Source organism: Ensifer soli (genome assembly GCF_041928815.1).
Classification (GTDB): Bacteria; Pseudomonadota; Alphaproteobacteria; order Rhizobiales; family Rhizobiaceae; genus JBHFEI01.
Genome location: NZ_JBHFEI010000004.1, coordinates 237,032 through 260,325 on the forward strand (window position 1 = coordinate 237,032; position 23,294 = coordinate 260,325).

Here is a 23,294-nt window from a genome sequence, read left to right on the forward strand (position 1 = left end):
CGGTGAAAGGCGGCCCTGAGCCATGCAGTGGAGTGACGCGGCGATCATCCTCGGCGTCAAGCGGCTCGGCGAGACCTCGGTCATTGCCGAGGTGATGACGCCCGGCCATGGCCGCCATCTCGGCATCGTCCGTTCCGGCCGCTCGCGGCAGATGCAGCCGGTGCTCCAGCCCGGCAACGGCGTCGAGGTGACCTGGCGGGCGCGCCTCGACGAGCATCTCGGCGAATTCCGCATCGAGCCGGTCCGCATGCGCGCAGCCGCGCTGATGGAAGCGGCCGGGCCGATCCATGCGGTGCAGGCGATGGCGGCGCTGCTGCGGCTCCTGCCCGAACGCGATCCCCATCCCGCCCTCTACCGAAGCCTCGACGTCATCCTCGATCATCTCGACGTCCCGGCCGATGCCGGCGAACTCTACATCCGTTTCGAGCTCGCCGTCCTCGCCGAGCTCGGCTGCGGGCTCGATCTCGGCGCCTGTGCCGCGACGGGTGCGCGCAGCGGCCTTGCCTATGTCTCGCCGAAGAGCGGCCGCGCCGTCAGTGAGGGGGCGGGCGCGCCCTATGCCGACCGGCTTCTGCCGCTGCCGCCCTTCCTGCGCGAGGAGGAGCGCCGGGCGGCGGATGCGCAGGGCCTCAGCGACGCCTTCCGCCTCACCGCCTTCTTCCTCGCCCGCCACGTCTTCGAGCCGCGCGGCATCGCGCCGCCGCTCGCCCGCGAGAGCTTCGTCCAGGCGACCCTGAAGGCCCTCGATCCGCAACGCGCGAAAGGATGACGATGAGCGTCGAACTCTATCCGGGCATGACCGCCTCCGGCATCGGCACGGTGCCGCTCTCAGCGCTGGAGCAGGACGGCGGTCTCGCGGCGCTGCTCGACCTTCTGTCCGGAAAGCATCCGGCGCCGCCGATGGCGAAGACGCTGAAGATGGGATTGCGCGAGGCGGAGGCGGGCAGGGTGCTCTTTTCCGGCCTGCCCTCGGAGGAGCATCTCAACCCGCTCGGCACGGTCCATGGCGGATGGACGGCGACGATCATGGATTCCGCGCTCGGCTGCGCGGTGATGAGCGTGCTTCAGCCCGGCGAGGCCTATACCACCGTCGAGTTCAAGGTGAACCTCGTCCGCCCGCTGTTTCCGTCGAGCGGCGAGGTGTTCTGCGAAGGCAGGCTCCTGCACCGGGGCCGCACCCTCGCCACGTCCGAGGCGACGCTGAAGGACGGCGCGGGCAAGCTGATCGCCCATGGCACGGAAACCTGCGCCATCTTTCCCGTCGCCGCCCTGAAACGATAGCGGCGACCGCACCGGATCTCTCCGGTGCGGCTCCGGCGAGGGTCAGCCAATCCGGCCGCCGCCCGTCCGGGTGACGGCGACGACGGCCGGGCGCACCGGCATGTCGTCGCGGAAATCCGGCCAGCGGGTCGCCGGGTTTTCGAAGGTGGCGAGCCCCGCGTCGCCCGGATGCTGGACGGCGAGGAAGAAGGTGTCGGCGGTCGGGTTGAAGCTCGGCCCGCACATCTCCGCCCCGACCGGCACGCGGAAGAACAGGGTCGAGGTGCCGCGCGCAGCGCCTTGCGTGTCGATCGCCCAGATGCCGTCGGTGCGGCCGGTGTCCTTCTCGTTGTTGCCGTCGGTCGAGACCCAGAGGCGGCCCTCCGCGTCGATGGCGCAATTGTCCGGCATGCCGAACCAGCCGTTCCTCGTCGTCGCGGTGGAAAAGGAGGCGCCAACCTCGGCGAGCGACGGATCGCCGCATTTGAGTAGAACGTCCCAGGTGGCGCTGGTCGCGGCGAAGTCGCCGTCAGGCTCGCTGATCTCGATGATGTGGCCGAAGGCGTTGTCCGCGCGCGGATTGGCCGCGTCGGTCTGGTCGGCCTTGCGCCGCGTGTTGTTGGTCAGCATCACATAGACCTTGCCGGTCTTCGGATTGGGCTGAACGTCCTCCGGCCGGTCCATCTTGGTTGCTTGAAGCAGGTCGCCGGCGCGGCGCGTCTCGATCAGCACGTCCGCCTGGCTGTTGAAGCCGTTCTCCGGCGTCAGCGGGCCCTGGCCGAAGACGAGCGGAAGCCAGGCGAGCGTGCCGTCCTCGTCGAAGCGGGCGACATGGAGCGTTCCGGCGTCGAGGAGATCTCGGTTGGCGGCGCGGTCGTCCGGGTTGAACGTGCCGGCGGTGACGAATTTATAGACATAGTCGAAGCGCTCGTCGTCGCCGCAGTAGAAGACGACGCGGCCGTCCTTGTTGACGACCGATTCGGCGCCCTCGTGCTTCATCCGGCCGAGCGCGGTGCGCTTCTTCGGCACGGATGCCGGATCCAGCGGGTCGACCTCGACCACCCAGCCGAAGCGGTTCGCCTCGTTCGGCTCCTTGGATACGTCGAAACGGTCGTAGAACGACGCCCATGCATATTGGCCGCCGGGGATGCCCATGCGCTTCATCTGGGCGAATTCGGGATGGTCATCGGCGAGCGTGCCGCCGAAATAGCCGTTGACGTTTTCCTCCGCCATCAGCCAGGTGCCCCAGGCGGTGACGCCGCCGGCGCAGTTGTTGAACGTGCCGAGCACCTTCGTCCCGGTCGGGTCGGCGGAGGTCTTCAGCCGGTCGTGGCCGGCGGCGGGGCCGGTGATCTCCATCGCGGTCGCGACCGTGATGCGACGGTTGTAGCGCCCGTCGAGAACCGGCTGCCACTTCCCGTCGATCTTGCGGATCTCGATGACCGTGCCGCCATGCGCGGCCATCTCGATGTCGACCAGGGCTTTCGTGTAGTCGCCGAGGACGACCTTCTCCTCCTCGACCTCGACGCCGTTCTCGACGACCGGCTTGCCGTCCTTCGTCTTCTTCTCTTTGACGACGCGGGCGAAGTTCGGGAACATCAGCTCGGCATTGGTATATTCGTGGTTGACCACGAGAAGCCCGTGGTCGGGATTTCCGTCGAGCGGGATGAAGCCGACATAGTCGTTGTTGTAGCCGAAGAGCCGTGCCTGGGCCTCTGCCGTCTGGTTCATCGGGTCGAAATCGGGGCTGTCGGCGAACACCTTGTCGCCCCAGCGCATCAGGATCTCGGCCTCGTGGCCGTCGGCGACGTGATGGGTCCCGTCGACGCCGGCCTCCACTTCCGCAAAGTCGAAGGCGGAGCCGGTCTCGGCGCGCGCATCCTCGGCGGTCAGGAGCGCGAGCGGACTGACCGTGGTCGAGATCGCCGCGACGGCGAGCGATCCGGACATGAAGGCGCGGCGGGAGAAGCGGCGACGGATGATGTCGCCCATCGTCGGATTGGCGGAACAGTTCCGTCCGACATCCTCGACGGCCTCGCGGCGCTCGGTCAGCGTCTGGAAACCGGTTGCGTCATGACCGTTCACATGCGTGTCCATCGTGTGCTCCTCTCGTCGCCAAAGCCCGTGCGGCCGCCGGCCGCCCGCATCCTCTCTGCCCTCCCTCCGTGACAGGCGCACGACAATCTCGGCGCGGCGCGGCCACCTCAGGCGGCAGCGGCATTGGGCCGGACGACAAAAGCGGCTATGGTCGCCGCCCGTGCCGATCGAGGATCCGATGTTCGAACTGCTTGCCGTTGCCGCTTTCCTTCTCTCGCTTGCCGCCTGGCGGGGGCGCAGCCGCCTTGCCGCCCTGGAGCGCGAGGTGGCCGACCTGCGCCAGGAACTCGGCCGCATCACCGGCGTCGCGATCGAACCGGCCGGCCGCAGGGGACTGCCGGCGGCAGCCGCGGCCGGCCACCCGCCGCCGCGCAAGACCATCCTCTTCAAGCCGGCCGTCACCGGCGCCGCGAGTTTCTCCGGCGAGGGCGACCTGCCGCAGGAAGCGGTGGAGAAGGCCGCGCGCGGCGAGCCCGCCAGCGTCAAGGCGCGCGTCGCCGAAGCGCCGCAGCCCTCCGAATCACCCGCGCCGAAGGAGAGCCTCGAAAGCCGGCTCGGCGCGCGCTGGGCGGTCTGGGTCGGCGGCATCGCGCTCGCGCTCGGCGGCGTCTTCATGGTGAAATATTCGATCGATGCCGGGCTGTTGAGCCCCGGCGTGCGGCTGGCGCTCGCCGCCCTCTTCGGCCTCGCCCTCGCCGCGGCCGGCGAATTCATCCGCCGCCGGGCCGTGCCGCGGATCGTGCCCGCTTTCGGCAATGCGATGATTCCCGGCGTGCTGACCGCCGCCGGCGCGGTCACGCTCTTCGGCGTCGTCTATGCGGCCTATGGCGTCTACGGCTTCATCGGGCCGACCGGCGCCTTCCTCCTTCTGGCGCTGGTCTCGGTCGGAACCGTCGGGCTCTCGCTCCTGCACGGGCAGGCGCTCGCCGGCCTCGGCCTGCTCGCCGCCATGGAGACACCGCTTCTCGTCGACACCGAGGCCCCGGACGGCTGGAGCCTCGTCGCCTATCTCCTCGTCGCCTTCGCCGCGACACTCGCCGCCGCCCATCGCCGCGGCTGGCGCGTCGTGCCCTCGCTCGCCAATCTCGGCCTCGGCCTCTGGGCCTTCTTCATCGTCCTGTCGAACGGCGCCGTGTCCCCGACGCCGGCGATGCTGGCGATGCCCGTCATGCTTGCCGGAAACGGCCTTTTCGCCGGACTGCGGCGGCGCGGCGATGAAACGCCCGGCGACGCGGCCGCCGGGCCGCGGGAGACCTGGCGCGGCGTGTTGCGGCCGCTTCTCCTGCCGCTGGTGCTGACGGCGTCGCTCTCCGCCGCCCTGGCGGCGCTCGTCATCGCCAGTCCGCTGTTCGGGCCGGGCGGCCGTGCCGACGTCGCGCAGTTCGCTCTGATCGTCGCGGCGATGGCTGTCCTCGGCGCGGTCGAGCGGCAGGCGGCGTCCGCCGCGCTGCTTTCCGCCGTCACCGCGCTCGCCGGCCTGTGGAGCCTGATGCCCTCGACCCTGTCGTTCCTGCCCGAGACCGGCCTGCCGCTCGCCGCGGTCGAGGCGTCGACGCTGATCGCCGCGGCGCTCGTGCTCTCGGTCGTCTTCCTGCTCGCCGGTGCCTTGGCGATCCACCGCCGGATCGCCGACGACCCGCGCCTCGCCGCGCTCTGGTCCGGCATCGTCGCGGCGGTGCCGGCGGCGATCGTCGCGCTGTCTTTCCTGATGCTCGGCACGCTCGGCTTCGACCCGTTGCACGGCCTGTTCGCGCTCGGCTGCGGCGCGGCGCTGCTGGCGCTGGCGGACGTCTTCTCCCGCCGCAAGGCCGCCGGCCTGCCCGCCGTGCAGGCGCTGCTGACGGCCGGCTCGCTCGCCGCCTTCGCCGTCGGCCTGCACGCGCTGACGGACGGGGTCTGGACGACGATGCTGCTCGCCGCGCTCGGCCTTGCCTATGTCGTCGCGGCGCGGATCCGCCCCTGGCCGGTCATGCCCTGGATGATGGTGGCGGCGGCCCTCGGCGTGCTCGGCCGCATCGCCTGGGAGCCCTCCATCGTCGGGCCGCTCAGCCTCGGCACGACGCCGGTCGTCAACGCGCTTGCCGCCGGTTACGGCGTGCCGGCGGCCCTTCTGGCGCTCTCGGCCTATGAGATGCGCCGCTGGTCGAGCATCCGGGTGCGCAACCTGCTGCAGGCGCTCGCCTGCCTCTTCGCGCTGCTGACCGCCGCAATCCTCGTGCGCCATGCGATGAACGGCGGGCGGCTCGATTCCGGCATGCCGACGCTTGCGGAACAGTCGATCTACACGCTCATCGTCATCGGCGCCTCGGCGATCATGATGCTGCTCGACCTGCGCTCGCCGGGCACGGTGCTGCGCTACGGCAGCATGGCGCTCGGCATCCTGTCGATGCTCTCGGTGCTCGCCGCCCACCTGGTCGGCCTGAACCCCTATTTCACCGGCGAACCGCTCGGCCCCTGGCCGCTCCTCGACCTGCTGCTGATCGGCTACCTGCTGCCGGGCCTCGCCTATGCCGCCCTCGCCTGGCTGGCGCAGGGGCGCCGGCCGCCGCCTTACATCGCCGCGCTCGCCGTCAGTGGTGGCGTGCTCGTCTTCGCCTGGGCGACGCTCTGCGTCCGCCGGGCCTGGCAGGGTCCGGGCATCGCCGACTGGAAGGGCTTTCTGGCCGGCGAGACCTACACCTATTCGGTCGTCTGGCTGGCGATCGGCGTCGCCATGCTCTGGCTCGGCGCGCGCTTCAACGCGCGCGCGATCCGCATCACATCGGCGGTTCTCGTCATCGTCGCGGTGATCAAGGTGTTCCTGATCGACATGGCCCATCTCGAAGGATTCCTTCGGGCATTGTCCTTCATCGGCCTCGGCGGCGTTCTCATCGGCATCGGCCTCTTCTATCAGAGGCTGCTTTCGGCGCGCCCGCCCGCCTCCGCCGCTGCGGCCGCGCCCGCCGATCCTGCTCCTGCCGAAAGGGCCTGACCATGCCGCGTTCCGTCACGCAACTGAACATCCATCCGCTGAAGAGCGGCCGCGCCATTCCGCTCGACGCCGTCGACGTCGCGCGCGACGGCTTTGCCGGCGACCGGCGCTTCATGCTGATCGACGAGACCGGCGCCTTCATCACCCAGCGCGAACTGCCGGCGCTTGCCCGCGTCGAGGCGCGGGGCGAGGGGAGCGTGCTTCATCTCGCCAAGGACGGGGCGGCGCTGACCCTGCGCTTTGATCCCGAACGCCGCCTCGGCGTCACCGTCTGGGGCACCACGGTGGACGCGGCGATCTCGCAGCCCGAAGACGATGCCGTTCTTTCCGACTGGTTCGCCAAGCCCGTGCGTCTCGCCCATATGGACGCGCGCGCCGCGCGGCTGACGAGCGCCACCTGGACGGGCATCCCGGTGCCGGTCGGTTTCGCCGACGGCTATCCGATCCTCGTGACGACAACCGGCTCGCTTGCCGACCTCAACCGCACCCTCGTCGGGACGGGCGGCGAGGCGGTCGGCATGGACCGCTTCCGCACCAACATCCTCATCGATTGCGACGAGCCCTGGGCGGAAGACCGCTGGCGGTCGATCGCGGTCGGCGGGATCGTGCTCGACCTCGTCAAGCCCTGCGCGCGCTGCATCATGACGACGCAGGACCAGACGACCGGCGCGCGCACCGGCGGCAATCCGATTGCCGGCCTTGCGGAGAAGCGCATGTCGGCCGACCGTCGCGTGCCGGGCGTGCTCTTCGGCTGGAATGCCGTTGCGCGCGGGCCGGGCCGCATCGCGCTTGGCGATCCGGTGACGGTGATCGAGAGGCGGGACGCGGTCTGGCCGATGAAGCGGCGCGGCGGCTGAGCCGCATCAGCGCCGCTGATCGGTCCTGTCAATGAAATTGGCTTTTGTCGCGCGCCCGCGATGGTAGGATGGCACGTCCCCCGAGGAGTCGCCCGCAAATGTCCCCTTCATCCGCGTCCCGCCCCGCAACGCCGGCCGTCGCGCAGGCCCGGCCTGCCCCGATGCCCTGGCTGATCATCGTCGCCGGCTCGCTGGTCGCGATGCTGACCTTCGGTCCGCGTTCCGCCATGGGCTTCTTCCAGCTGCCCATGCTGACGGATACCGGCTGGGACCGCACCACCTTCGGCCTCGCCATGGCTCTCCAGAACCTCTGCTGGGGCCTCGGCCAGCCGTTCTTCGGCGCGATCGCCGACCGCTTCGGCACCTGGCGCGTGCTGGCGCTCTCCGGCGTGATCTACGCCGCCGGCCTCGTCGTCATGGCCCATGCGACGGCGCCGGTGTGGCTGCATGTCGGCGGCGGCGTCCTTGTCGGCCTCGGCGTCGCTTCCGGCTCCTTCGGCATCATTCTCTCGGCCTTCGCCCGCAATGTCGCGCCGGAACGCCGTTCCATGGCCTTCGGCATCGGCACGGCGGCGGGCTCGGCGGGCATGTTCCTGTTCGCGCCGTTGTCGCAGGGGCTGATTTCCGCCTATGGCTGGTCCGACAGCCTCGTCTATCTCGGCGTGCTGATGCTGCTCGTGCCGCTGATCGCCATTCCGCTGAGGGGCAATTCGACCTCCGGCAGCCAGCGCGAGGCTGCGAGCCGGCAGACGGCCGGCGAAGCGCTGATCGAGGCCTTCACCCATCGCAGCTATGTCCTGCTCGTCTCCGGCTTCTTCGTCTGCGGCTATCAGGTCGCCTTCATCACCGCGCATTTTCCCGCCTATATCGGCGATCTCGGCATCGATGCGCGCTATGCGGTGATCGCGCTGGCGCTGATCGGCTTCTTCAACATCATCGGGTCGCTCTCCGCCGGCTTCATCGGCCAGCGCTACGCGAAGCCGTCGTTTCTCTCGCTGATCTATCTCGGCCGCTCGATCGCCGTCTCGGCCTTCCTCCTCCTGCCGCAGACGCCGCTGTCCGTCATCGTCTTCGCGATCGTCATGGGGCTCCTGTGGCTGTCGACGGTGCCGCCGACCAACGGGCTGGTCGCCATCATGTTCGGAACGCGCCATCTGGGGCTGCTCGGCGGCATGGTCTTCCTGTCGCACCAGATCGGCTCGTTCCTCGGCGTCTGGATGGGCGGCTATCTCTACGACCATTTCGGCTCCTACGATCCGGTCTGGTGGATCGGCGTCGCCCTCGGGCTCTTCGCGGCGGCCGTCCACTGGCCGATCGAGGAGAAGCCTGTGCTGAGGCCCGCGACGGCCTGACGCGTCAGCGCTGGAGGACGAAGGGACAGGTCGCGCGCTCGCCGACGGTGAGCGATGCGCCGCAATCATAACGGCAGGTCTTGAACCGGCCCGCCATGCCCTGCGAGCTCAGGCTGCATTGCTTCAGCGCCGGCCTCCCGCTGTTCTGATTGCCGAAATAGTCGGGGATGGCGTCCTTGCGATGCGATGCCGGTCCCTGCTCGGAAAGCGGCGTCAGCAGCGTGATCAGGAGGAAGAGGACGGGCATCGCGATCTTTCCTGAAAACCTCTTTCCGGCGCGGAGACGCTCGGCGAGGAACATGCCCGGCGAGCAGGCGTTGCGTCCAGGTGTAGATAGGACATCGGGAAGGAAAATCCATGAAGACGATGGTTGCAACCCTTATGGCGCTCGCGATCGCCGGCGCCGCACCGGCGCTGGCGCAGCAGACGTCCCAGACCGCGACGGCGGATTTCATCGACAGGGATGGCAAGGAAGCCGGCCGCGCGGCGCTGACCGCCGGCAGGCACGGCGTGCTGATCGAGGTCGAGGCGACGGGACTGCCGGCCGGCAGCTGGGTCGCCTTCCATGTGCACGAGACCGGCACCTGCGACCATGCGGCCGGCCACGAACCGGCCGGTGGCCACTTCAATCCGGGCGAGACGGAACACGGTTTCCTCGCGGCGAACGGACCGCACGCCGGCGACATGCCGAACCAGTATGTCGGCGCCGACGGCGTGATGCGTGCGCAGGTCTTCAACGCGCTCGTCACCCTCGACGACAAGGAGACCGGCATTCGCGGCCGGGCCCTGATGATCCACGCCCGCTCGGACGACAACCGCAGCCAGCCCTCGGGCGAGGCGGGCGAGCGTCTCGCCTGCGCCGTGATCCGCTGACAAGACCGGCCCGCCGTTGGCGGGGTGAGTGGGACAGAGCTCCGGCCGGGGCAGAACAGCGCCGGCTTGGATCTTCTTGACCAAGACGATCCGGCGTCAGGCGCGGCGCGTCCGTGGCGCTCAGCTCGACACCGCCGCCGGCGCGCGCGGGCTCGCCGTCGGCGCCTTGCCATCCGCCTCGTCCTCGGGCGGCGTATAATTGTAGGTGACCTGCGGATAGGGAATTGAGATCCCCTTGTCGTCGAAGGCGAGCTTGGCGGCCTTGGTCAGGTCGCGCGTCGTCGCCCACCATTCCGGCGTCGCCACCCAGTAGCGCAGCGTGATGGCGATGGCGCTGTCGCCCAGTTCCTTGACGAAGGTGCTTGGCGCCGGCGTGCCGAGGACACGCCTGTCGGCGGTCGCGAGATCCATCAGCGTCTTTTCGGCCAGGGTGATGTCGTCGTCATAGCCGATGCCGATGGTGAGATCGTGCTGGCGGCGCGGCTCGCGGCTGTAATTGGTCACCGGCGTGTTCCAGAGCGTCGAGTTGGGCGCGAGGCGATAGAGTCCGTCGCCGGTCACGAGCTCCGTCGCGAACAGGCCGACCTCGCGCACGGTCCCGGACACTTCCTTGGTTTCGATATATTCCCCGACACGGAACGGGCGCAGCACCAGAAGCATGATGCCGGCGGCGATGTTCTGCAGCGTGCCCTGCAGCGCCAGCCCGATCGCAAGGCCGACCGCGCCGAGTGCTGCGATGATCGACGCCGTCTGCACGCCGAACTGGCCGAGCACGGTGATGAAGACCAGCACCAGCATCGCGTAGCGCACGATGTTGGCGAAGAAGCGCGACAGCGTCTCGTCGATGCCGCGGACATGGGCGAGACCGCTGAGCAGCCAGTCATGCACGAGGCGGGCGATCAGCCAGCCGATCAGCAAAAGGATGATCGCGCCGATGACGGAGAATGAATATTGCACCGCGAGCGCGCTCGCCTGCGCCAGCGCCGTGCGCGTCGCCAGCAGGATGTCCGGCGCCTGTGGATCCATGGTCCTCACCTCAAAGCCGATGTTGATGCGGGGGAAGATGGGGCGGGCGGGATGGCCGTCAACCCACGCGCCGTCAGCGCCCCGGCGGCAGCGGCAGCACGAAGGGCGCGTCGCCGTCGGCCTCCGCGCCGCGTCCGATTGCCGCGATCGCCTCGACGAGCGCGCCGCCGCGGCCGAGCAGGCGGTCGGCGATGGCGATCATCAGGCTGTTCGGCGTCGCATGGGGCGAGGCCCGGCGCAGGGCAGCGGCCAGTGCCGCATCGCCTGTCTCCGGCGCGACCGCAAGGCCGGCGATGACGGCCGCCGCCGGCGAGCGCGACACACCCATCCAGCAATGGATCAGCAGCGGCGCCTGCTTGTCCCAGCGGCGCGCGAAATCGATGATCGCCGCCACATGGTGGTCGGCTGGCAGGATCAGCCCTGCGGCCGTGTCCGCCTGTCCGGCATCCGCCGTCATGTCGTTGACGTCGATGACGCGGTGGCGCGCCGCCGCGATGACGCCGGGACGGTGGAAGGCCTGGCCGCGCGCGAGCAGGCTCAGCATGTCGCGGCACCCGTGGCGGACGGCCATTTCGGCGATGCGGGCCAGCGGGGAGACGACGATCGCCGGCATCTCAGGCGACCCTTGCGGCGCGGGCGCGCTCCAGCGCATCGAACCGCAGGAGGAACTGTGCCTGCGCCTCCGTCGCGGGCAGCGGCGCGATCGGGATCATCTCGCGGGTGATGCCGCGCGGCTGGCCGAAGAATGTCCGCGCCTCCGCCGGGGTGAAGCCGGCGATCAGCGTCGCCTCGAAATAGGCGGCGATCTGGTCGGCCTTCTTGATCCGCGCCTTGAGCGCGGCCGGCGGCGCCGGCGGCAGGCCGAACCGCAGGTGGACCGCGCTTTCGAGCCGTTTCTCGACCGTCTTGTAGCCGCCGCCGACGACGGCCTTGAACGGTGAGATCATGTCGCCGATCACATATTCCGGCGCATCGTGCAAAAGCGCCGCGAGGCTTTCTTCCGGCGTCGGCAGGTTCAGACGCGAAAAGATCGTCTCGACGACGAGGCAATGCTGGGCGACGGAGAAGGCATGGTCACCGATCGTCTGGCCGTTCCAGCGGGCCACGCGCGCAAGGCCATGGGCAATGTCGCCGATCTCGATGTCGAGGGGGGACGGGTCGAGCAAATCGAGGCGGCGGCCGGAAAGCATGCGTTGCCAGGCGCGGGCTTTCCCCGTCACGCCCCGGCCTCGGCGGCGCTCGTCGGAAAATCGAGCCCGGTCCAGGGCGCGAGCGCCAGCGTCACCGGCGTCTCCCCGGCAAGAATCGCCGTTCCCGCCGCGATCGCCTCGCCGGCCTTGTCGATCCGTACGATCGCAAGGCCCGCCCCGCCCGCGACGCTTCCGAGCGTTCCGACGGCGCGCCCGTCCGCCGTCAGCGCGGTGCCGGGCGCCGGCAGGTCCGCGCCATCCCCCGCGACCAGTGCGACGCGGCGGCGCGCCGTGCCGCGATGCTGCATGCGCGAAACCACTTCCTGCCCGACATAGCAGCCCTTGCGAAAGGAGAGCCCGCCGGTCCGGTCCATCAGCACGTCGTGGGGAAAGGCATCCTGCAACGCGAAATCGTCGCCCGGCTCGGCAAGGCCGGCGCGGATGCGCAGCGCCGTGTAGGCGGTCGGGTCCGCGGGTGCGTCCGCGGCGGCCTCGCCATGGATCCGCCACAGCGTGATGCCCGCCTTGGCGAAGCGCATGTCCCGCAGCCCCGCACCGGGTTCGGTCGAGACCGCCACCGGCGCCGGGGACTGAAGATCGAGCGTCACGGCGGCGCGCAGGCGGTAGAGGGTCAGCCGCTTCTGGAGTGCCGCGGCCTCTTCGGCCCGCGTCTCCAGGACGAAGCCGTCATCGGCGCGCGACACGAGGAAGGCAAAGAGGATCTTGCCCTGCGGCGTCAGCAACGCCCCGTCATGGGCCTCGCCGGGCGCGACCTGGCCGAGATCGGTTGTGATGATCGCCTGAAGGAAAGTCTCCGCATCCGCTCCGGAGACGACAAGAAGCGCGCGGTCGGCGAGCGCAATGACAGTCATGGCCTTCACCCTTGAAATGCCGCGTGGCAGTGGACCGACAGATTCAGTCGCCGGCGACGAAGAACTTCCACTGCCCGTCCGGCGTGATCCCGACGCGGTAGAAATTGTAGCTGCCGAACTCTTCCATCTCGGCGAAATCGCCTGCGGTGACCAGCCGGAGCAGATCGACCTTCTCCGGTGGCGTCAGACTGGACAGCGGCCGTGCGGCGAAATACGGCCAGACATAGACCTCGTCCGGCGTACCGGCATCGAGATGGACGAAGTTTGTCGAGAGCACGTCGAGCAAGATCGCGAGGATCTCCAGCCCTTCCGCATCGCCGGACTGTCCCTTCAGCACCGCGACCGCGTCGTCGTCCTCTTCCGCCGCGCCGACCTGCGTCTCGGTCGGCCCCTTGCCGAGAAGCGGGCGCAGCCGCTCTATGTCGCCGGAGGCGGCCGCCTCGACGATCATCTGGCGCATGCGCCGCACCGGTTCCGGCACCGCGTCGATATCGCTCAGCACCTCGACCGGACCCTCCGGCTGGTCGGGCTCGGCCGCTTCGGGATCGACCTCGACGGGAGGGCGCTGCGCGGCCCCGCCGCTCTTGTCGATCAGCGGACCCGGCATCGGGATGCCGCCCGGCGTGGCCGCCGGTTCGTCGCTGCCCTGCTCGGGCTTATCCTTGGCGACTGTGCCATCCGCCGGCTTCAGTTCGCTGAGCGCCCGTGCGTCGGGCACAACGCCGAAGGTCGCGCCGAGGAAAAGGCCGGTGACGATGAAAAGGCTGGCGCAGGCCCCGCGGAGCCGTTTCGCCCTGATCTGGCGTGGCATGGCTCGACTTTCGATTACTGCAGGGTGCGCGACGGCGAGAATTCCCCGGCGAGCATGCGCTCGCGCAACGACGTCAGCATGGCTTCCGCACCGTCCTCGCCGTAGAGGCGGATGGTTTCGCGGATCGCGCGCGCGATCGCGGCGTCGGCAATGATTTCCGGCTCGATCCCGTCGGCCATGCCGTCGGCCCAGGCTTCGTTCTGATGTTCGAGCGCCGCCTGCATTTTCTCATGAACGATCATGTCGTCGATGTCACTGAGGCCTGATTCCATCATTCGATCCGTGGCTTTCGATACGGGTACGCGACAAGAACGTGACGCCGTCATGGCGACGCGCTCCGACTTTCGATCCGGAAAACGAATGACACGGCCTTTCCACCTGCGTCGTCCGGTCCCGGCATCCGCCGGCAGGTTAAGTCTCGCGAATCTGCGAGAACGCCTCGGGAGCGAGTGCCATTGTTATCACTCCCTTAATGCTCTTAACAGCCTTTTCGTGAAACTGTGCCGCGACGGGAAAAAAGGGGGTTAATTAAACGTGAACCCCGCCTCTCGAGCGATCACACAGCACGTTACATCGAAATTCGATTGAATTCAATGCCTTGGGCCGTGGTCGAGCCCGGCTTCGGCTCTCAGTTGCCATAGCGCGCGACGATTTCGGCGACGAGTGTTGCACCTTCGGCACGGTAGTTCTGCTCGGCGCTCACGGCTGCAGGCGTGCAACGGGTGTAGACGGAGGCGAAACTGCGGTATCCGCGGTTGAAGGCGGCGGTCAGGCGCTCGCGCCGCTTCTCCTCTCCGGCCGTTTCCCGCTCGATCAGGTCCTGCATCGCCGTCCGCCATTCGGCGGCGTCGGTGGCGCCGCACAGATGCCGCAGATAGTCGACCGAGCCGAGGATCTCGGCGAGCCTCAGGAGCTTGCCGTCATAGGGCGCGGCATCGGTCTGAGCCGGCGCCGACTGCGACACGGCCGGCGATGCAGCGAGAAGGGCGAGCGCGCAGGCAAGGGAGAGGCGGCGCATCATGGCCGCGTTCCGGTGATCGCGGCGATGCAGTCGCGCACGCTGTCCGGCGCGGGCAGGCGCCGGATCTCGTCGGGGGTGAACCAGCCGACCGCATCCGCGTCGTCGGCCGCCACCGCCACCGCGCCGGGATCCGCCTCGACGGTGAAGACCGAGAGCACGAAATAGCGCGCGGCCGTCTCCGGCGGCGCGAGATCATAGACGCGAAAGAGCACGGGATTGCGCCCGACGATGCCGGTCTCCTCGCTGAGTTCGCGCAGCGCCGTCTCGGCCGGTGTCTCCCCCGCCTCGCCGCGCCCGCCGGGAAAGGCATACATGCCGGCCGAGGGTGCACGACCGCGCCGGACCAGCAGGAAACGTCCGTCGCGCTCAAGGATCGCGGAGGAGGCGGGCTGGGCTTTCGGCGGCATGGTCTTCGTCCCGTGGTCGGCGTGCGTCGTCATTTCTTGACCCATGCCGGATGAAATGCCAAGCATGGAAACATGTGCGGACGATATGCGCTGACAGCCACGCCCGGAGATGTCGCCGAGGCCTTCGGACTTGCGGGCCTGGAAGCGTTTCCGCCGCGCTACAACATCGCGCCGACCCAGCCGATCCTCGTCGTGCGAGCCGGAGAGAAGGGCCCTCCCGGCAGCAACCTGCCGGAACGCCGGGCGTTGCTCGCCCGCTGGGGGTTCACGCCCGCCTGGGTCAAGGATCCGGCAACCTTTCCCCTGCTGATCAACGCGCGTTCGGAAACGGCGGCGGAAAAGGCCTCGTTCCGTGCCGCGATGCGCCATCGACGGATTGTCGTCCCCGCCTCCGGCTTTTACGAATGGCATCGTCCTGCCAAGGGCTCGGGCCTGCCGTCGCAGGCCTACTGGGTGCACCCCCGGCGCGGCGGGCTCGTCGCCTTCGGCGGCGTGATGGAGACATGGGCGTCTGCGGATGGTTCAGAGGTCGACACAGTCGCGATCCTCACGACCCGCGCGACGGGGCCGATGGCCGCCGTGCACGAGCGCATGCCCGTGGTCATCGCTCAGGAGGAGATGAATCGCTGGCTGGATTGCCTGAGGCAGGAACCCCGCGACGTTGCCGATCTGATGCGGCCGCCGCCCGAGGATGCCTTCGAATTGATCCCGGTGTCGGATCGCGTCAACAAGGTTTCGGACACCCATCCCGACATCCAAGCGCCCGTTGTCCCGCAGCCGGTGAAAGGGGAGACGCCTGGGATGCAAAAGCCGCGTTCGTCGCAGCTTTCGCTTTTTTAACGCCGCCCGTGCTCCCGATAGAGGTCACTTAAAAGAGGGGACGGCATGTGCGGGCGGCCTGCCCGTTCAATCCCGGACGCTGACGAGGCCGCCTTTCGGCTGGGCCAGGGCTGGCTTCTTCTTGCCCTTCAGTTGCAGGGCGGCAGCCAGAACGGCCTTGAGACCGAGCGGGCGATACTGGTTGACCAAGTCGGTCTTGGTCTTCTTGCCGGCGTCGGTGGGCTTCGGGGTCGTCACGTCATGTCTCCTTGCTTGCTCTTGCCAGTTTACCGTTACTCAAACGATTTGATCCCCATTCTTGACGCCAAACGTGACGAATTGGAGGCATTTGAGATAAATTTAGCGCCGGCTTACGCATTTGCGGAAATCACATGTTTTGCCGCACGGAAAGCATCCGTGATCGCCGAGGCGGCCTCGTCGCGAACGGCCTTGACGGCGTAACGGCGACGCGCAATAAGGATCGCCATGAAAACGACGATCTGCACGCTCGGGATTATCATTGGTTAGCATCACGCTGACCCGACCGTTTTCGTCTCTCGCTCCTTCAGGATGACAAACGCACGGGTCGCAGCCGGGCGATGCCTATGTGCGGGGGAACGGGACGATGGCCGCAGAGCCGGGATTGAAGCTCTACAACACGCTGACGCGCGAGAAGCGCGCCTTTGCACCGATCGATCCCGGCCATGTCCGCATGTATGTCTGCGGCCCGACGGTCTATGATTTCGCCCATATCGGCAATGCCCGGCCCGTCATCGTCTTCGACGTGCTCTACCGGCTGCTGCGCCATCTCTATGGCGAGGCGCATGTCGCCTATGCCCGCAACATCACCGACGTCGACGACAAGATCAATGCGCGGGCGCTGCGCGACTTTCCCGACCTGCCGCTGAACGCGGCGATCCGCAACGTGACCGAAAGAACGGCAGCGCAGTTCCATGCCGATGTCGCGGCGCTCCACTGCCTTCCGCCGACGCACGAGCCGCGCGCCACCGACTTCGTCCGTCCGCGCGCCGACGGCAAGGTGGACATGATCACGCTGGTCGAACGGCTGATCGCGCGCGGCCACGCCTATGTGGCCGGCGGCGAGGTGCTGTTCGACACGCGCTCCATGGCCGACTACGGCCAGCTCTCGAAGCGCAATCTCGACGAGCAGCAGGCCGGCGTCCGCGTCGCCGTCGACGCGCACAAGAAGAATCCGGGCGATTTCGTGCTCTGGAAACTGTCCTCGCCGGAGGAGCCGGGCTGGGAAAGCCCCTGGGGACGGGGCCGCCCCGGCTGGCATATCGAATGCTCGGCGATGTCGGCCGCCTATCTCGGCGAAGTCTTTGATATCCATGGCGGCGGGCTCGACCTGATCTTCCCGCATCACGAGAACGAGATCGCTCAGTCGCGCTGCGCCCACGGCACAGAGGTCATGGCCAATGTCTGGATGCACAACGGCTTCGTCCAGGTCGAGGGCCGCAAGATGTCGAAGTCAGAGGGCAACTTCGTCACGATCCACGACCTGCTGGCAACGGAGACGTTCGGTGGCCGGTCCTGGCCCGGGCCGGTGCTCCGGCTCGCCATGCTGATGACCCATTACCGCGAGCCGATCGATTTCAGCGTCAAGCGGCTGGAGGAGGCCGAGCGGCTTCTGGCGAAGTGGCCGGCGGTGGACGGCGAGGGCGGCGCGGTCGACGAGACGGTGCTTTCGGCGCTCAGCGACGATCTCAACACGGTCGCGGCGGTGCAGGCGCTGCATGCGCTGGCCGGCCGCGCCGCGGGCGATGCCGATGCGCTCGCCCGCTTCAACGCCTCCGCCGACCTCATCGGTCTTCGCCCCGCGAAGGCGAAAATGGCGACCGGGCTTCGGGAGGAGATCGAGTCGGCCGTCTCCGCGCGGCTGGCGCTGCTGAAGGCGAGGAATTTCGCCGAGGCCGACCGCATCCGCGACGCGCTGGGGCAAAAAGGCGTCCAGCTCAAGGACGGCAAGGACGCGGCGACCGGCGAACGCGTGACGACATGGGACTTCAGGGGCTAACGATCGGCGGCGTCCGCTCGCTTACGGAAAGGGTTGTGGCATGATCGATCACATGGGCATCACCGTCCCCGATTTCGACCGGTCGAAGGCCTTCTACGACGCGGTTTTCGCGCCCCTCGGCGCGACGCTTCTCATGGTCGTGCCTCCGGAATACACGAACGGCGTCAAGGTCGGCGGCTATGGCCGCGACCATCCCTCCTACTGGCTGTACGAGGGGACGCCGCCGGCGAACGATTGCCAGCACATCGCCTTCACGGCTGAGGATCGCGCCGCGGTGGACGCCTTTTCCGCGGCCGCCATCGCCGCCGGCGGCAGGGACAAGGGCCCGCCCGGCCTGCGCCTGCACTATCATCCGAACGACTACGGCGTCTTCGTCTTCGATCCCGACGGCAACACTATCGAGGCGGTCTGCCACCTGCCGCTGGGGGAGGGCGCATGAACGCGCCCGCGCTCTCCGGCGGCTGCCAGTGCGGCGCCGTGCGCTTCCGCGTCGAGGGAACGCCCGGCGACGCCTCGGTCTGCCATTGCCGCATGTGCCAGAAGGCGGCCGGCAACGTCTTCCTGCCGCTGGTGAGCCTCGGTTCGGCGGCGCTGACATTCACCCGCGGGCAACCGAAGCGTTTTCGCTCCTCGAACGCGGCGACCCGCGGCTTCTGCGCGGACTGCGGCACGCCGCTGACCTACGAGGCGCCGGACGGCGTCGCGCTGGCGATCGGCGCCTTCGATCGTCCGGAAGGCCTCGCGCCTTCGATCCAGTGGGGCATCGAGGCGAAGCTCGCCTATGTCGATGCGATCCCCTCGCTGCCGGCCGAGGAGACGCTGGCCGATCAGGAAGCCGCCTCTTTCCTCTCGACCCTCGTCTCCTACCAGCATCCGGATCACGACACGGATGCCTGGCCTTTGGAGGAGCGCAGATGACCATGTCCGTCACCGGCGGCTGCCAGTGCGGCGCCATCCGCTATGCCGGCCCCGTCCGGCCGGGCGATGCCCATCTCTGTCACTGCCGCATGTGCCAGAAGGCGGTCGGCGGCCTCTTCGCCGCGCTGGTCGGCACCGTCGCGGGCGAGTTCCGCTTCACGCGCGGCACGCCGTCGGCGTTTCGCAGTTCCGCCCATGTCGAGCGCGGCTTCTGCGCCGCCTGCGGCACGCCGCTCTTCTATCGCGAGACGGTCGAAGGCCATATGAGCGTCACCATCGGCTCGCTCGACGATCCGCAGGCAATGATGCCGGCCTTTCAGGTCGGCACCGAGGCGCGCATGTCCTGGTTCGACGCCCTGCCGGCGCTGCGCAGTTTCGGCGCCACGGAAGACGGCGATCCGGCGGAGGTTGCCGACGCGATCAAGGCGAGCAACCGTCAACACCCCGATCACGAGACCGATGTCTGGCCCAGGGAGGCGACACGATGAGCGAGACCCACAGAACCGGCGGCTGCCAGTGCGGCGCCGTGCGCTTCCGCCTGCACGGCGCGATCGGCCGCCCGTCGATCTGCCATTGCCGCATGTGCCAGAAGGCCTTCGGCGGCTTCTTCGGCCCGCTCGTCACCGCACCGAAGGACGGGACGGAATGGACGCGGGGCGAACCCGCCTGGTTCCAGTCCTCGATCAACATCGAGCGCGGCTTCTGCAAGGCGTGCGGCACGCCGCTCGCCTACCGCCATCCCGGCGGGCTGGAACTTTCCATCGGCGCCTTCGACGACCGCTCCGACCTTGCTCCCCGCATCCAGGTGAATTTCGACCGGCGCAATCCTTGGGTGACGGAGATCTTCGACCAGCCCGTCCATGACGATCCCGATTTCTACAGGCGGCAGGAAGAGATCATCTCCTTCCAGCATCCCGACCACGACACTGAGGTCTGGCCGCCCTTCCGCGACCTCTGAACACCGAAAGCCCCGACGATGAGCGACAGCCTGCGCAGCCTCTATCCCGAGATCGAGCCCTATGCCTCCGGCCATCTCGACGTCGGCGACGGCCACAGCGTCTATTGGGAGCGGGCGGGCACGCCCGGCGCCAAGCCGGCGGTGTTCCTGCATGGCGGCCCGGGCGGCACGATCTCGCAGAAGCACCGGCGTCTGTTCGATCCGGCGCTCTACGACGTCACGCTGTTCGACCAGCGCGGCTGCGGGAAGTCGACGCCGCATGCGAGCCTCACGGCGAACACGACCTGGCACCTCGTCGCCGACATCGAGCGGCTCAGGGAACTGGCGGGCGTCGAGCAATGGCTGGTCTTCGGCGGCTCCTGGGGCTCGACGCTGGCGCTCGCCTATGCCGAGACCCATCCTGCGCGCGTTTCCGAACTTGTGCTGCGCGGCATCTACACGCTGACGAAGGCCGAGCTCGACTGGTACTACCAGTTCGGCGTCTCGGAAATGTTCCCGGACAAGTGGGAGCGATTCATCGCGCCGATCCCGCCGCAGGAGCGCCACGAGATGATGCTGGCCTATCACCGCCGCCTGACCAGCGACGACCGGGCGGTGCGGCTCGAAGCAGCGAGGGCCTGGAGCCTCTGGGAGGGCGAGACGATCACGTTGCTGCCCGAGCCTTCGACCAGTTCGACCTTCGGCGAGGACGACTTCGCCCACGCCTTCGCCCGCATCGAGAACCATTTCTTCGTCCATGCCGGCTGGCTGGAGGAGGGGCAGCTCCTGCGCGACGCGAACAGGCTCGCCGGCATTCCCGGCGTCATCGTCCACGGCCGCTACGATATGCCCTGCCCGGCGAAATATGCCTGGGCGCTGCACAAGGCCTGGCCGGAGGCCGCGTTCCACTTGATCGAGGGCGCCGGCCATGCCTATTCGGAACCCGGCATTCTCGACCGGCTGATCCGCGCGACGGACGGATTTGTCGGCAAGGCATGACACGAGCGAAAAGCAGCGTTCCCATGGGAGGGAGCATCATGGCGAAAGACCGTATCCACCTCTTCGACACGACGCTGCGCGACGGGCAGCAGACGCCCGGCATCGATTTTTCCGTCGAGGACAAGATCGCGATCGCCGCGATGCTGGACGAGTTCGGCATGGACTATGTCGAGGGCGGCTATCCCGGCGCCAACCCGACCGACACCGCCTTCTTCTCGAAGAAGCGCACCGGCCGCGCCCGTTTCGTCGCCTTCGGTATGACCAAGCGCGCCGGCATCTCGGCCTCCAACGATCCGGGCCTTGCGGCGCTGCTCGCGGCGAAGGCGGACGCGATCTGTCTCGTGGCGAAGAGCTGGGATTACCATGTCCGCGTCGCGCTCGGCTGCACCAATGCGGAAAACCTCGAATCGATCCATGCCTCCGTCGAGGCGGTCGTCGCGGGCGGCCGCGAGGCGATGGTCGATTGCGAGCACTTCTTCGACGGCTACAAGGCCAATCCGGACTATGCGCTCGCCTGCGCGAAGGCCGCCTTCGGGGCCGGCGCCCGCTGGATCGTTCTCTGCGACACCAATGGCGGCACGCAGCCACCGGAGGTGCGCGCCATCGTCGAGGCGGTGATCGCCGCCGGCGTGCCCGGGGATCGCCTCGGCATCCACGCCCACAACGACACCGGCCAGGCGGTCGCCAATTCGCTCGCCGCCGTCGAGGCTGGCGTGCGCCAGGTGCAGGGGACGCTGAACGGCATCGGCGAGCGCTGCGGCAATGCCGATCTCGTCACCCTGATCCCGACGCTGGCGTTGAAGGAAACCTATGCGACCCGCTTCGAGATCGGCATCGATTCCGAGAGGCTTGCCGGCCTGACCCGGCTGTCCCACGCCTTCGACGAGTTGCTCAACCGCTCGCCGGACCAGCAGGCGCCTTACGTCGGCGCATCCGCCTTCGCCACCAAGGCCGGCATCCACGCCTCGGCGCTGCTGAAGGACCCGCGCACCTACGAGCACGTCACGCCGGAATCGGTCGGCAACCTGCGCAAGGTCATGGTCTCCGACCAGGGCGGCAAGGCGAACTTCATCAATGCGCTGAAGCTGCGCGGCATCGCGGTCGGAAAGGACGATCCGAAGCTCGACCGGCTGATCGCGATCGTCAAGGAACGCGAGGCGACCGGCTACGCCTATGAGGGCGCAGATGCGAGCTTCGCGCTGCTCGCCTACCGCACGCTCGGCGCCGTGCCCGATTTCTTCCATGTCGAGAGTTTCCGAGTCATGGTCGAGCGGCGCTACGACGCCAATGGCAATCTGAAGACGGTCTCGGAAGCCGTGGTCAAGGTTGTGGTCGACGGCGAGACGATGATGTCGGTCTCCGAAGGCCACGGGCCGGTCAACGCGCTCGATCTGGCGCTGCGCAAGGATCTCGGCAAGTATCAGCAGGAGATCGCCGATCTGGAGCTTGCCGACTACAAGGTGCGCATCCTCAACGGCGGCACCGGGGCGGTGACCCGCGTGCTGATCGAATCGACCGATGCGACGGGTGCGCGCTGGCGTACCGTCGGCGTCTCGGACAACATCATCGACGCCTCCTTCCAGGCGCTGATGGACAGCATCGTCTACAAGCTCTTGAAGAACCGGGACGGGGCCGCGCGCGCTGCCGCCGAGTGACGGAACCGGCAAGGACCGGATCAGCCTCCCGCATGTTTTGCTTCACGGAAATGAATTGGTGCATCGCGCGCGAAGGGCGTATGCACCGGCAAAACACCAAGAACATGCGGGATGAGACACCATGGCCGAACCGAATGCCGTTCCGGTTCCCTTCGACGGCGATTCGCCGAAGGGCTTCGCCTTCGCGCTGACGGCCTATCTGCTCTGGGGCTTCCTGCCCTTTTTCATGAAGGCGCTGTCGCACATGTCGGCGGGGGAGGTGATCGCCCACCGCATCCTCTGGTCGGTGCCGGTCGCCGGCATCATCCTCGTCGCGCTTGGCCGCACCGCCGACGTGAAGGCGGCGCTGCGCAGCCCGCGCATTCTGGTGATGGCGGCGGTGACGGCGACGATCATCACGGTCAACTGGGGCATCTATGTCTGGGCGATCACCCATGACCGCGCGGTCGAGACCGCGCTCGGCTACTACATCAATCCCCTGTTCAGCATCTTTCTCGGCGCCGTGCTCCTGAAGGAGAAGCTCAGCCGGACGCAGAAGGCGGCGATCGGCCTTGCCGTCGTTGCCGTCGCCGTGCTTGCCTATGATGCGGGCGGCCTGCCCTGGATCTCGGTCAGCCTCGCCTTCACCTGGGGCATCTATGCCTACATGCGCAAGACGCTGCCGGTCGGCCCGAACCAGGGTTTCTTCCTCGAGGTGCTGATTCTCGGCCTGCCGGCGCTCTGCTACATCGTCTACCTGCAGGCGACAGGACAGGGCCATTTCGGCACGACCGGCACGCTCGATGTCGTCATGCTCGCCTCCTGCGGCCTCGTCACCGCGATCCCGCTGATGATCTACGCCAACGGCGCCAAGCTGCTGCGCCTTTCGACCATCGGCATCATGCAGTATATCGCCCCGACGATGATCTTTCTCATCGCGCTCTTCGCCTTCCACGAACCCTTCGGCCCGGCGAAGATGGTCGCCTTCCTGTTCATCTGGGCGGCGCTCGCGATCTATACCTGGGGCATGGTCTCGGCGAGCCGCGCGCGACGCCGGCTGGCGGACGCCTGAGGCCGCAGGGGACTGGAGCACCTCCGGTGAACACCGGTTCGCCGAATGTAATCGATCGTGTTGTTCTTGCCGCGTTGTCCGACGCCGACGAGAGCCCGCTTCGGCGGGAAATTCGCGAAAAACAGAGAGCAGACCTGTTC

27 protein-coding genes are annotated in these 23,294 nt (G+C 68.2%); 15 read left to right on the forward strand and 12 right to left on the reverse strand.

Annotated features, from left to right (window positions below; all coding sequences use genetic code 11):
- The first annotated feature begins 22 nt into the window (after window positions 1-22).
- Window positions 23-769, forward strand: coding sequence for a DNA repair protein RecO (gene recO / locus ACEVQ6_RS08245; protein WP_374888458.1), 747 nt, complete (start codon window positions 23-25; stop codon window positions 767-769).
- 2 nt (window positions 770-771) lie between these two features.
- Window positions 772-1,281 (forward strand): PaaI family thioesterase, encoded by a 510-nt coding sequence (locus ACEVQ6_RS08250; RefSeq protein WP_374888459.1) that lies wholly within the window; start codon window positions 772-774, stop codon window positions 1,279-1,281.
- Between the two features lie 42 nt (window positions 1,282-1,323).
- On the opposite strand, the gene ACEVQ6_RS08255 is transcribed toward ACEVQ6_RS08250, so the two are convergent.
- A complete protein-coding gene (locus ACEVQ6_RS08255) occupies window positions 1,324-3,357 on the reverse strand; it encodes a PhoX family protein (RefSeq protein ID WP_374888460.1) in 2,034 nt (677 codons plus the stop codon).
- A 160-nt stretch (window positions 3,358-3,517) separates the two neighbouring features.
- On the opposite strand from ACEVQ6_RS08255, the gene ACEVQ6_RS08260 reads away from it, so the two are divergent.
- The 3 genes from ACEVQ6_RS08260 (at window position 3,518) to ACEVQ6_RS08270 (ending at window position 8,537) form a co-directional block, all read left to right on the forward strand.
- A complete protein-coding gene (locus ACEVQ6_RS08260; RefSeq protein ID WP_374888461.1) occupies window positions 3,518-6,328 on the forward strand; it encodes a DUF2339 domain-containing protein in 2,811 nt (936 codons plus the stop codon).
- A gap of 2 nt (window positions 6,329-6,330) precedes the next feature.
- Entirely contained in the window at window positions 6,331-7,185 is an 855-nt protein-coding gene (locus ACEVQ6_RS08265; protein ID WP_374888462.1) for an MOSC domain-containing protein, read from the forward strand.
- A 161-nt stretch (window positions 7,186-7,346) separates the two neighbouring features.
- Window positions 7,347-8,537: an MFS transporter gene (locus tag ACEVQ6_RS08270; RefSeq protein ID WP_374888583.1), complete on the forward strand. Its 1,191-nt coding sequence runs from the start codon at window positions 7,347-7,349 to the stop codon at window positions 8,535-8,537.
- Between the two features lie 4 nt (window positions 8,538-8,541).
- Here ACEVQ6_RS08270 and ACEVQ6_RS08275 read toward each other — a convergent pair whose 3' ends face one another.
- Complete coding sequence (locus ACEVQ6_RS08275) at window positions 8,542-8,784, reverse strand: hypothetical protein (protein WP_374888463.1); 243 nt, start codon at window positions 8,782-8,784, stop codon at window positions 8,542-8,544.
- A gap of 110 nt (window positions 8,785-8,894) precedes the next feature.
- On the opposite strand from ACEVQ6_RS08275, the gene ACEVQ6_RS08280 reads away from it, so the two are divergent.
- Window positions 8,895-9,410, forward strand: a complete 516-nt coding sequence (locus tag ACEVQ6_RS08280) for a superoxide dismutase family protein (RefSeq protein ID WP_374888464.1) — start codon at window positions 8,895-8,897, stop codon at window positions 9,408-9,410.
- A 120-nt stretch (window positions 9,411-9,530) separates the two neighbouring features.
- Here the strand turns inward: ACEVQ6_RS08280 and ACEVQ6_RS08285 are convergent, their stop codons facing one another.
- From ACEVQ6_RS08285 to ACEVQ6_RS08320, 8 genes are all read right to left on the reverse strand, one after another.
- Window positions 9,531-10,436, reverse strand: a complete 906-nt coding sequence (locus ACEVQ6_RS08285) for a mechanosensitive ion channel family protein (protein WP_374888465.1) — start codon at window positions 10,434-10,436, stop codon at window positions 9,531-9,533.
- A 73-nt stretch (window positions 10,437-10,509) separates the two neighbouring features.
- Entirely contained in the window at window positions 10,510-11,049 is a 540-nt protein-coding gene (locus ACEVQ6_RS08290; protein ID WP_374888466.1) for a tyrosine phosphatase family protein, read from the reverse strand.
- 1 nt (window position 11,050) lies between these two features.
- On the reverse strand, window positions 11,051-11,626 hold the full coding sequence (locus ACEVQ6_RS08295) for an HD domain-containing protein (RefSeq protein WP_374888584.1): 576 nt from the start codon (window positions 11,624-11,626) through the stop codon (window positions 11,051-11,053).
- 26 nt (window positions 11,627-11,652) lie between these two features.
- Window positions 11,653-12,498 (reverse strand): CAF17-like 4Fe-4S cluster assembly/insertion protein YgfZ, encoded by an 846-nt coding sequence (gene ygfZ / locus ACEVQ6_RS08300; RefSeq protein ID WP_374888467.1) that lies wholly within the window; start codon window positions 12,496-12,498, stop codon window positions 11,653-11,655.
- Between the two features lie 43 nt (window positions 12,499-12,541).
- The gene (locus tag ACEVQ6_RS08305) at window positions 12,542-13,309 is read right to left on the reverse strand and encodes a hypothetical protein (protein WP_374888468.1); all 768 of its coding nucleotides are present in this window, start codon (window positions 13,307-13,309) and stop codon (window positions 12,542-12,544) included.
- 14 nt (window positions 13,310-13,323) lie between these two features.
- Window positions 13,324-13,581, reverse strand: a complete 258-nt coding sequence (locus ACEVQ6_RS08310) for a hypothetical protein (protein ID WP_374888585.1) — start codon at window positions 13,579-13,581, stop codon at window positions 13,324-13,326.
- A 356-nt stretch (window positions 13,582-13,937) separates the two neighbouring features.
- Window positions 13,938-14,330: a TIGR02301 family protein gene (locus tag ACEVQ6_RS08315; RefSeq protein ID WP_374888469.1), complete on the reverse strand. Its 393-nt coding sequence runs from the start codon at window positions 14,328-14,330 to the stop codon at window positions 13,938-13,940.
- On the reverse strand, window positions 14,327-14,737 hold the full coding sequence (locus ACEVQ6_RS08320) for an NUDIX hydrolase (protein WP_374888586.1): 411 nt from the start codon (window positions 14,735-14,737) through the stop codon (window positions 14,327-14,329). Before ACEVQ6_RS08320 ends, ACEVQ6_RS08315 begins: the two co-directional genes overlap by 4 nt.
- A 72-nt stretch (window positions 14,738-14,809) precedes the next feature.
- On the opposite strand from ACEVQ6_RS08320, the gene ACEVQ6_RS08325 reads away from it, so the two are divergent.
- Window positions 14,810-15,577 (forward strand): SOS response-associated peptidase, encoded by a 768-nt coding sequence (locus ACEVQ6_RS08325; protein WP_374888470.1) that lies wholly within the window; start codon window positions 14,810-14,812, stop codon window positions 15,575-15,577.
- Window positions 15,578-15,643: 66 nt separating this feature from the next.
- Here the strand turns inward: ACEVQ6_RS08325 and ACEVQ6_RS08330 are convergent, their stop codons facing one another.
- Both ACEVQ6_RS08330 and ACEVQ6_RS08335 read right to left on the reverse strand, forming a co-directional pair.
- On the reverse strand, window positions 15,644-15,814 hold the full coding sequence (locus tag ACEVQ6_RS08330; protein ID WP_374888471.1) for a hypothetical protein: 171 nt from the start codon (window positions 15,812-15,814) through the stop codon (window positions 15,644-15,646).
- Window positions 15,815-15,927: 113 nt separating this feature from the next.
- Window positions 15,928-16,062: a hypothetical protein gene (locus ACEVQ6_RS08335; protein ID WP_374888472.1), complete on the reverse strand. Its 135-nt coding sequence runs from the start codon at window positions 16,060-16,062 to the stop codon at window positions 15,928-15,930.
- A gap of 119 nt (window positions 16,063-16,181) precedes the next feature.
- On the opposite strand from ACEVQ6_RS08335, the gene cysS reads away from it, so the two are divergent.
- The 8 genes from cysS (at window position 16,182) to rarD (ending at window position 23,154) form a co-directional block, all read left to right on the forward strand.
- Window positions 16,182-17,594 (forward strand): cysteine--tRNA ligase, encoded by a 1,413-nt coding sequence (gene cysS / locus ACEVQ6_RS08340; RefSeq protein WP_374888473.1) that lies wholly within the window; start codon window positions 16,182-16,184, stop codon window positions 17,592-17,594.
- 40 nt (window positions 17,595-17,634) lie between these two features.
- Entirely contained in the window at window positions 17,635-18,033 is a 399-nt protein-coding gene (locus tag ACEVQ6_RS08345) for a VOC family protein (protein WP_374888474.1), read from the forward strand.
- Entirely contained in the window at window positions 18,030-18,512 is a 483-nt protein-coding gene (locus ACEVQ6_RS08350) for a GFA family protein (protein WP_374888475.1), read from the forward strand. Before ACEVQ6_RS08345 ends, ACEVQ6_RS08350 begins: the two co-directional genes overlap by 4 nt.
- Complete coding sequence (locus ACEVQ6_RS08355; RefSeq protein WP_374888476.1) at window positions 18,509-19,000, forward strand: GFA family protein; 492 nt, start codon at window positions 18,509-18,511, stop codon at window positions 18,998-19,000. Before ACEVQ6_RS08350 ends, ACEVQ6_RS08355 begins: the two co-directional genes overlap by 4 nt.
- Complete coding sequence (locus ACEVQ6_RS08360) at window positions 18,997-19,470, forward strand: GFA family protein (RefSeq protein WP_374888477.1); 474 nt, start codon at window positions 18,997-18,999, stop codon at window positions 19,468-19,470. The genes ACEVQ6_RS08355 and ACEVQ6_RS08360 overlap by 4 nt, the downstream gene beginning before the upstream one ends.
- 18 nt (window positions 19,471-19,488) lie before the next feature.
- The gene (pip, locus tag ACEVQ6_RS08365) at window positions 19,489-20,448 is read left to right on the forward strand and encodes a prolyl aminopeptidase (RefSeq protein WP_374888478.1); all 960 of its coding nucleotides are present in this window, start codon (window positions 19,489-19,491) and stop codon (window positions 20,446-20,448) included.
- 38 nt (window positions 20,449-20,486) lie between these two features.
- Window positions 20,487-22,103: a citramalate synthase gene (cimA, locus tag ACEVQ6_RS08370; protein WP_374888479.1), complete on the forward strand. Its 1,617-nt coding sequence runs from the start codon at window positions 20,487-20,489 to the stop codon at window positions 22,101-22,103.
- A gap of 121 nt (window positions 22,104-22,224) precedes the next feature.
- Window positions 22,225-23,154, forward strand: coding sequence for an EamA family transporter RarD (gene rarD, locus ACEVQ6_RS08375; protein WP_374888480.1), 930 nt, complete (start codon window positions 22,225-22,227; stop codon window positions 23,152-23,154).
- Window positions 23,155-23,294: the final 140 nt, after the last annotated feature.

What these genes read in the sequence shown, in the direction of transcription:
- recO (WP_374888458.1), top strand. Translation starts at nt 23, where the DNA reads ATGCAGTGGAGTGACGCGGCGATCATCCTCGGCGTCAAGCGGCTCGGC.
- ACEVQ6_RS08250 (WP_374888459.1), top strand. Translation starts at nt 772, where the DNA reads ATGAGCGTCGAACTCTATCCGGGCATGACCGCCTCCGGCATCGGCACG.
- ACEVQ6_RS08255 (WP_374888460.1), bottom strand. Translation starts at nt 3,357, where the DNA reads ATGGACACGCATGTGAACGGTCATGACGCAACCGGTTTCCAGACGCTG.
- ACEVQ6_RS08265 (WP_374888462.1), top strand. Translation starts at nt 6,331, where the DNA reads ATGCCGCGTTCCGTCACGCAACTGAACATCCATCCGCTGAAGAGCGGC.
- ACEVQ6_RS08270 (WP_374888583.1), top strand. Translation starts at nt 7,347, where the DNA reads ATGCCCTGGCTGATCATCGTCGCCGGCTCGCTGGTCGCGATGCTGACC.
- ACEVQ6_RS08275 (WP_374888463.1), bottom strand. Translation starts at nt 8,784, where the DNA reads ATGCCCGTCCTCTTCCTCCTGATCACGCTGCTGACGCCGCTTTCCGAG.
- ACEVQ6_RS08280 (WP_374888464.1), top strand. Translation starts at nt 8,895, where the DNA reads ATGAAGACGATGGTTGCAACCCTTATGGCGCTCGCGATCGCCGGCGCC.
- ACEVQ6_RS08285 (WP_374888465.1), bottom strand. Translation starts at nt 10,436, where the DNA reads ATGGATCCACAGGCGCCGGACATCCTGCTGGCGACGCGCACGGCGCTG.
- ACEVQ6_RS08290 (WP_374888466.1), bottom strand. Translation starts at nt 11,049, where the DNA reads ATGCCGGCGATCGTCGTCTCCCCGCTGGCCCGCATCGCCGAAATGGCC.
- ACEVQ6_RS08295 (WP_374888584.1), bottom strand. Translation starts at nt 11,626, where the DNA reads ATGCTTTCCGGCCGCCGCCTCGATTTGCTCGACCCGTCCCCCCTCGAC.
- ygfZ (WP_374888467.1), bottom strand. Translation starts at nt 12,498, where the DNA reads ATGACTGTCATTGCGCTCGCCGACCGCGCGCTTCTTGTCGTCTCCGGA.
- ACEVQ6_RS08305 (WP_374888468.1), bottom strand. Translation starts at nt 13,309, where the DNA reads ATGCCACGCCAGATCAGGGCGAAACGGCTCCGCGGGGCCTGCGCCAGC.
- ACEVQ6_RS08310 (WP_374888585.1), bottom strand. Translation starts at nt 13,581, where the DNA reads ATGGAATCAGGCCTCAGTGACATCGACGACATGATCGTTCATGAGAAA.
- ACEVQ6_RS08315 (WP_374888469.1), bottom strand. Translation starts at nt 14,330, where the DNA reads ATGATGCGCCGCCTCTCCCTTGCCTGCGCGCTCGCCCTTCTCGCTGCA.
- ACEVQ6_RS08320 (WP_374888586.1), bottom strand. Translation starts at nt 14,737, where the DNA reads ATGCCGCCGAAAGCCCAGCCCGCCTCCTCCGCGATCCTTGAGCGCGAC.
- ACEVQ6_RS08325 (WP_374888470.1), top strand. Translation starts at nt 14,810, where the DNA reads ATGTGCGGACGATATGCGCTGACAGCCACGCCCGGAGATGTCGCCGAG.
- cysS (WP_374888473.1), top strand. Translation starts at nt 16,182, where the DNA reads ATGGCCGCAGAGCCGGGATTGAAGCTCTACAACACGCTGACGCGCGAG.
- ACEVQ6_RS08345 (WP_374888474.1), top strand. Translation starts at nt 17,635, where the DNA reads ATGATCGATCACATGGGCATCACCGTCCCCGATTTCGACCGGTCGAAG.
- ACEVQ6_RS08350 (WP_374888475.1), top strand. Translation starts at nt 18,030, where the DNA reads ATGAACGCGCCCGCGCTCTCCGGCGGCTGCCAGTGCGGCGCCGTGCGC.
- ACEVQ6_RS08355 (WP_374888476.1), top strand. Translation starts at nt 18,509, where the DNA reads ATGACCATGTCCGTCACCGGCGGCTGCCAGTGCGGCGCCATCCGCTAT.
- ACEVQ6_RS08360 (WP_374888477.1), top strand. Translation starts at nt 18,997, where the DNA reads ATGAGCGAGACCCACAGAACCGGCGGCTGCCAGTGCGGCGCCGTGCGC.
- pip (WP_374888478.1), top strand. Translation starts at nt 19,489, where the DNA reads ATGAGCGACAGCCTGCGCAGCCTCTATCCCGAGATCGAGCCCTATGCC.
- cimA (WP_374888479.1), top strand. Translation starts at nt 20,487, where the DNA reads ATGGCGAAAGACCGTATCCACCTCTTCGACACGACGCTGCGCGACGGG.
- rarD (WP_374888480.1), top strand. Translation starts at nt 22,225, where the DNA reads ATGGCCGAACCGAATGCCGTTCCGGTTCCCTTCGACGGCGATTCGCCG.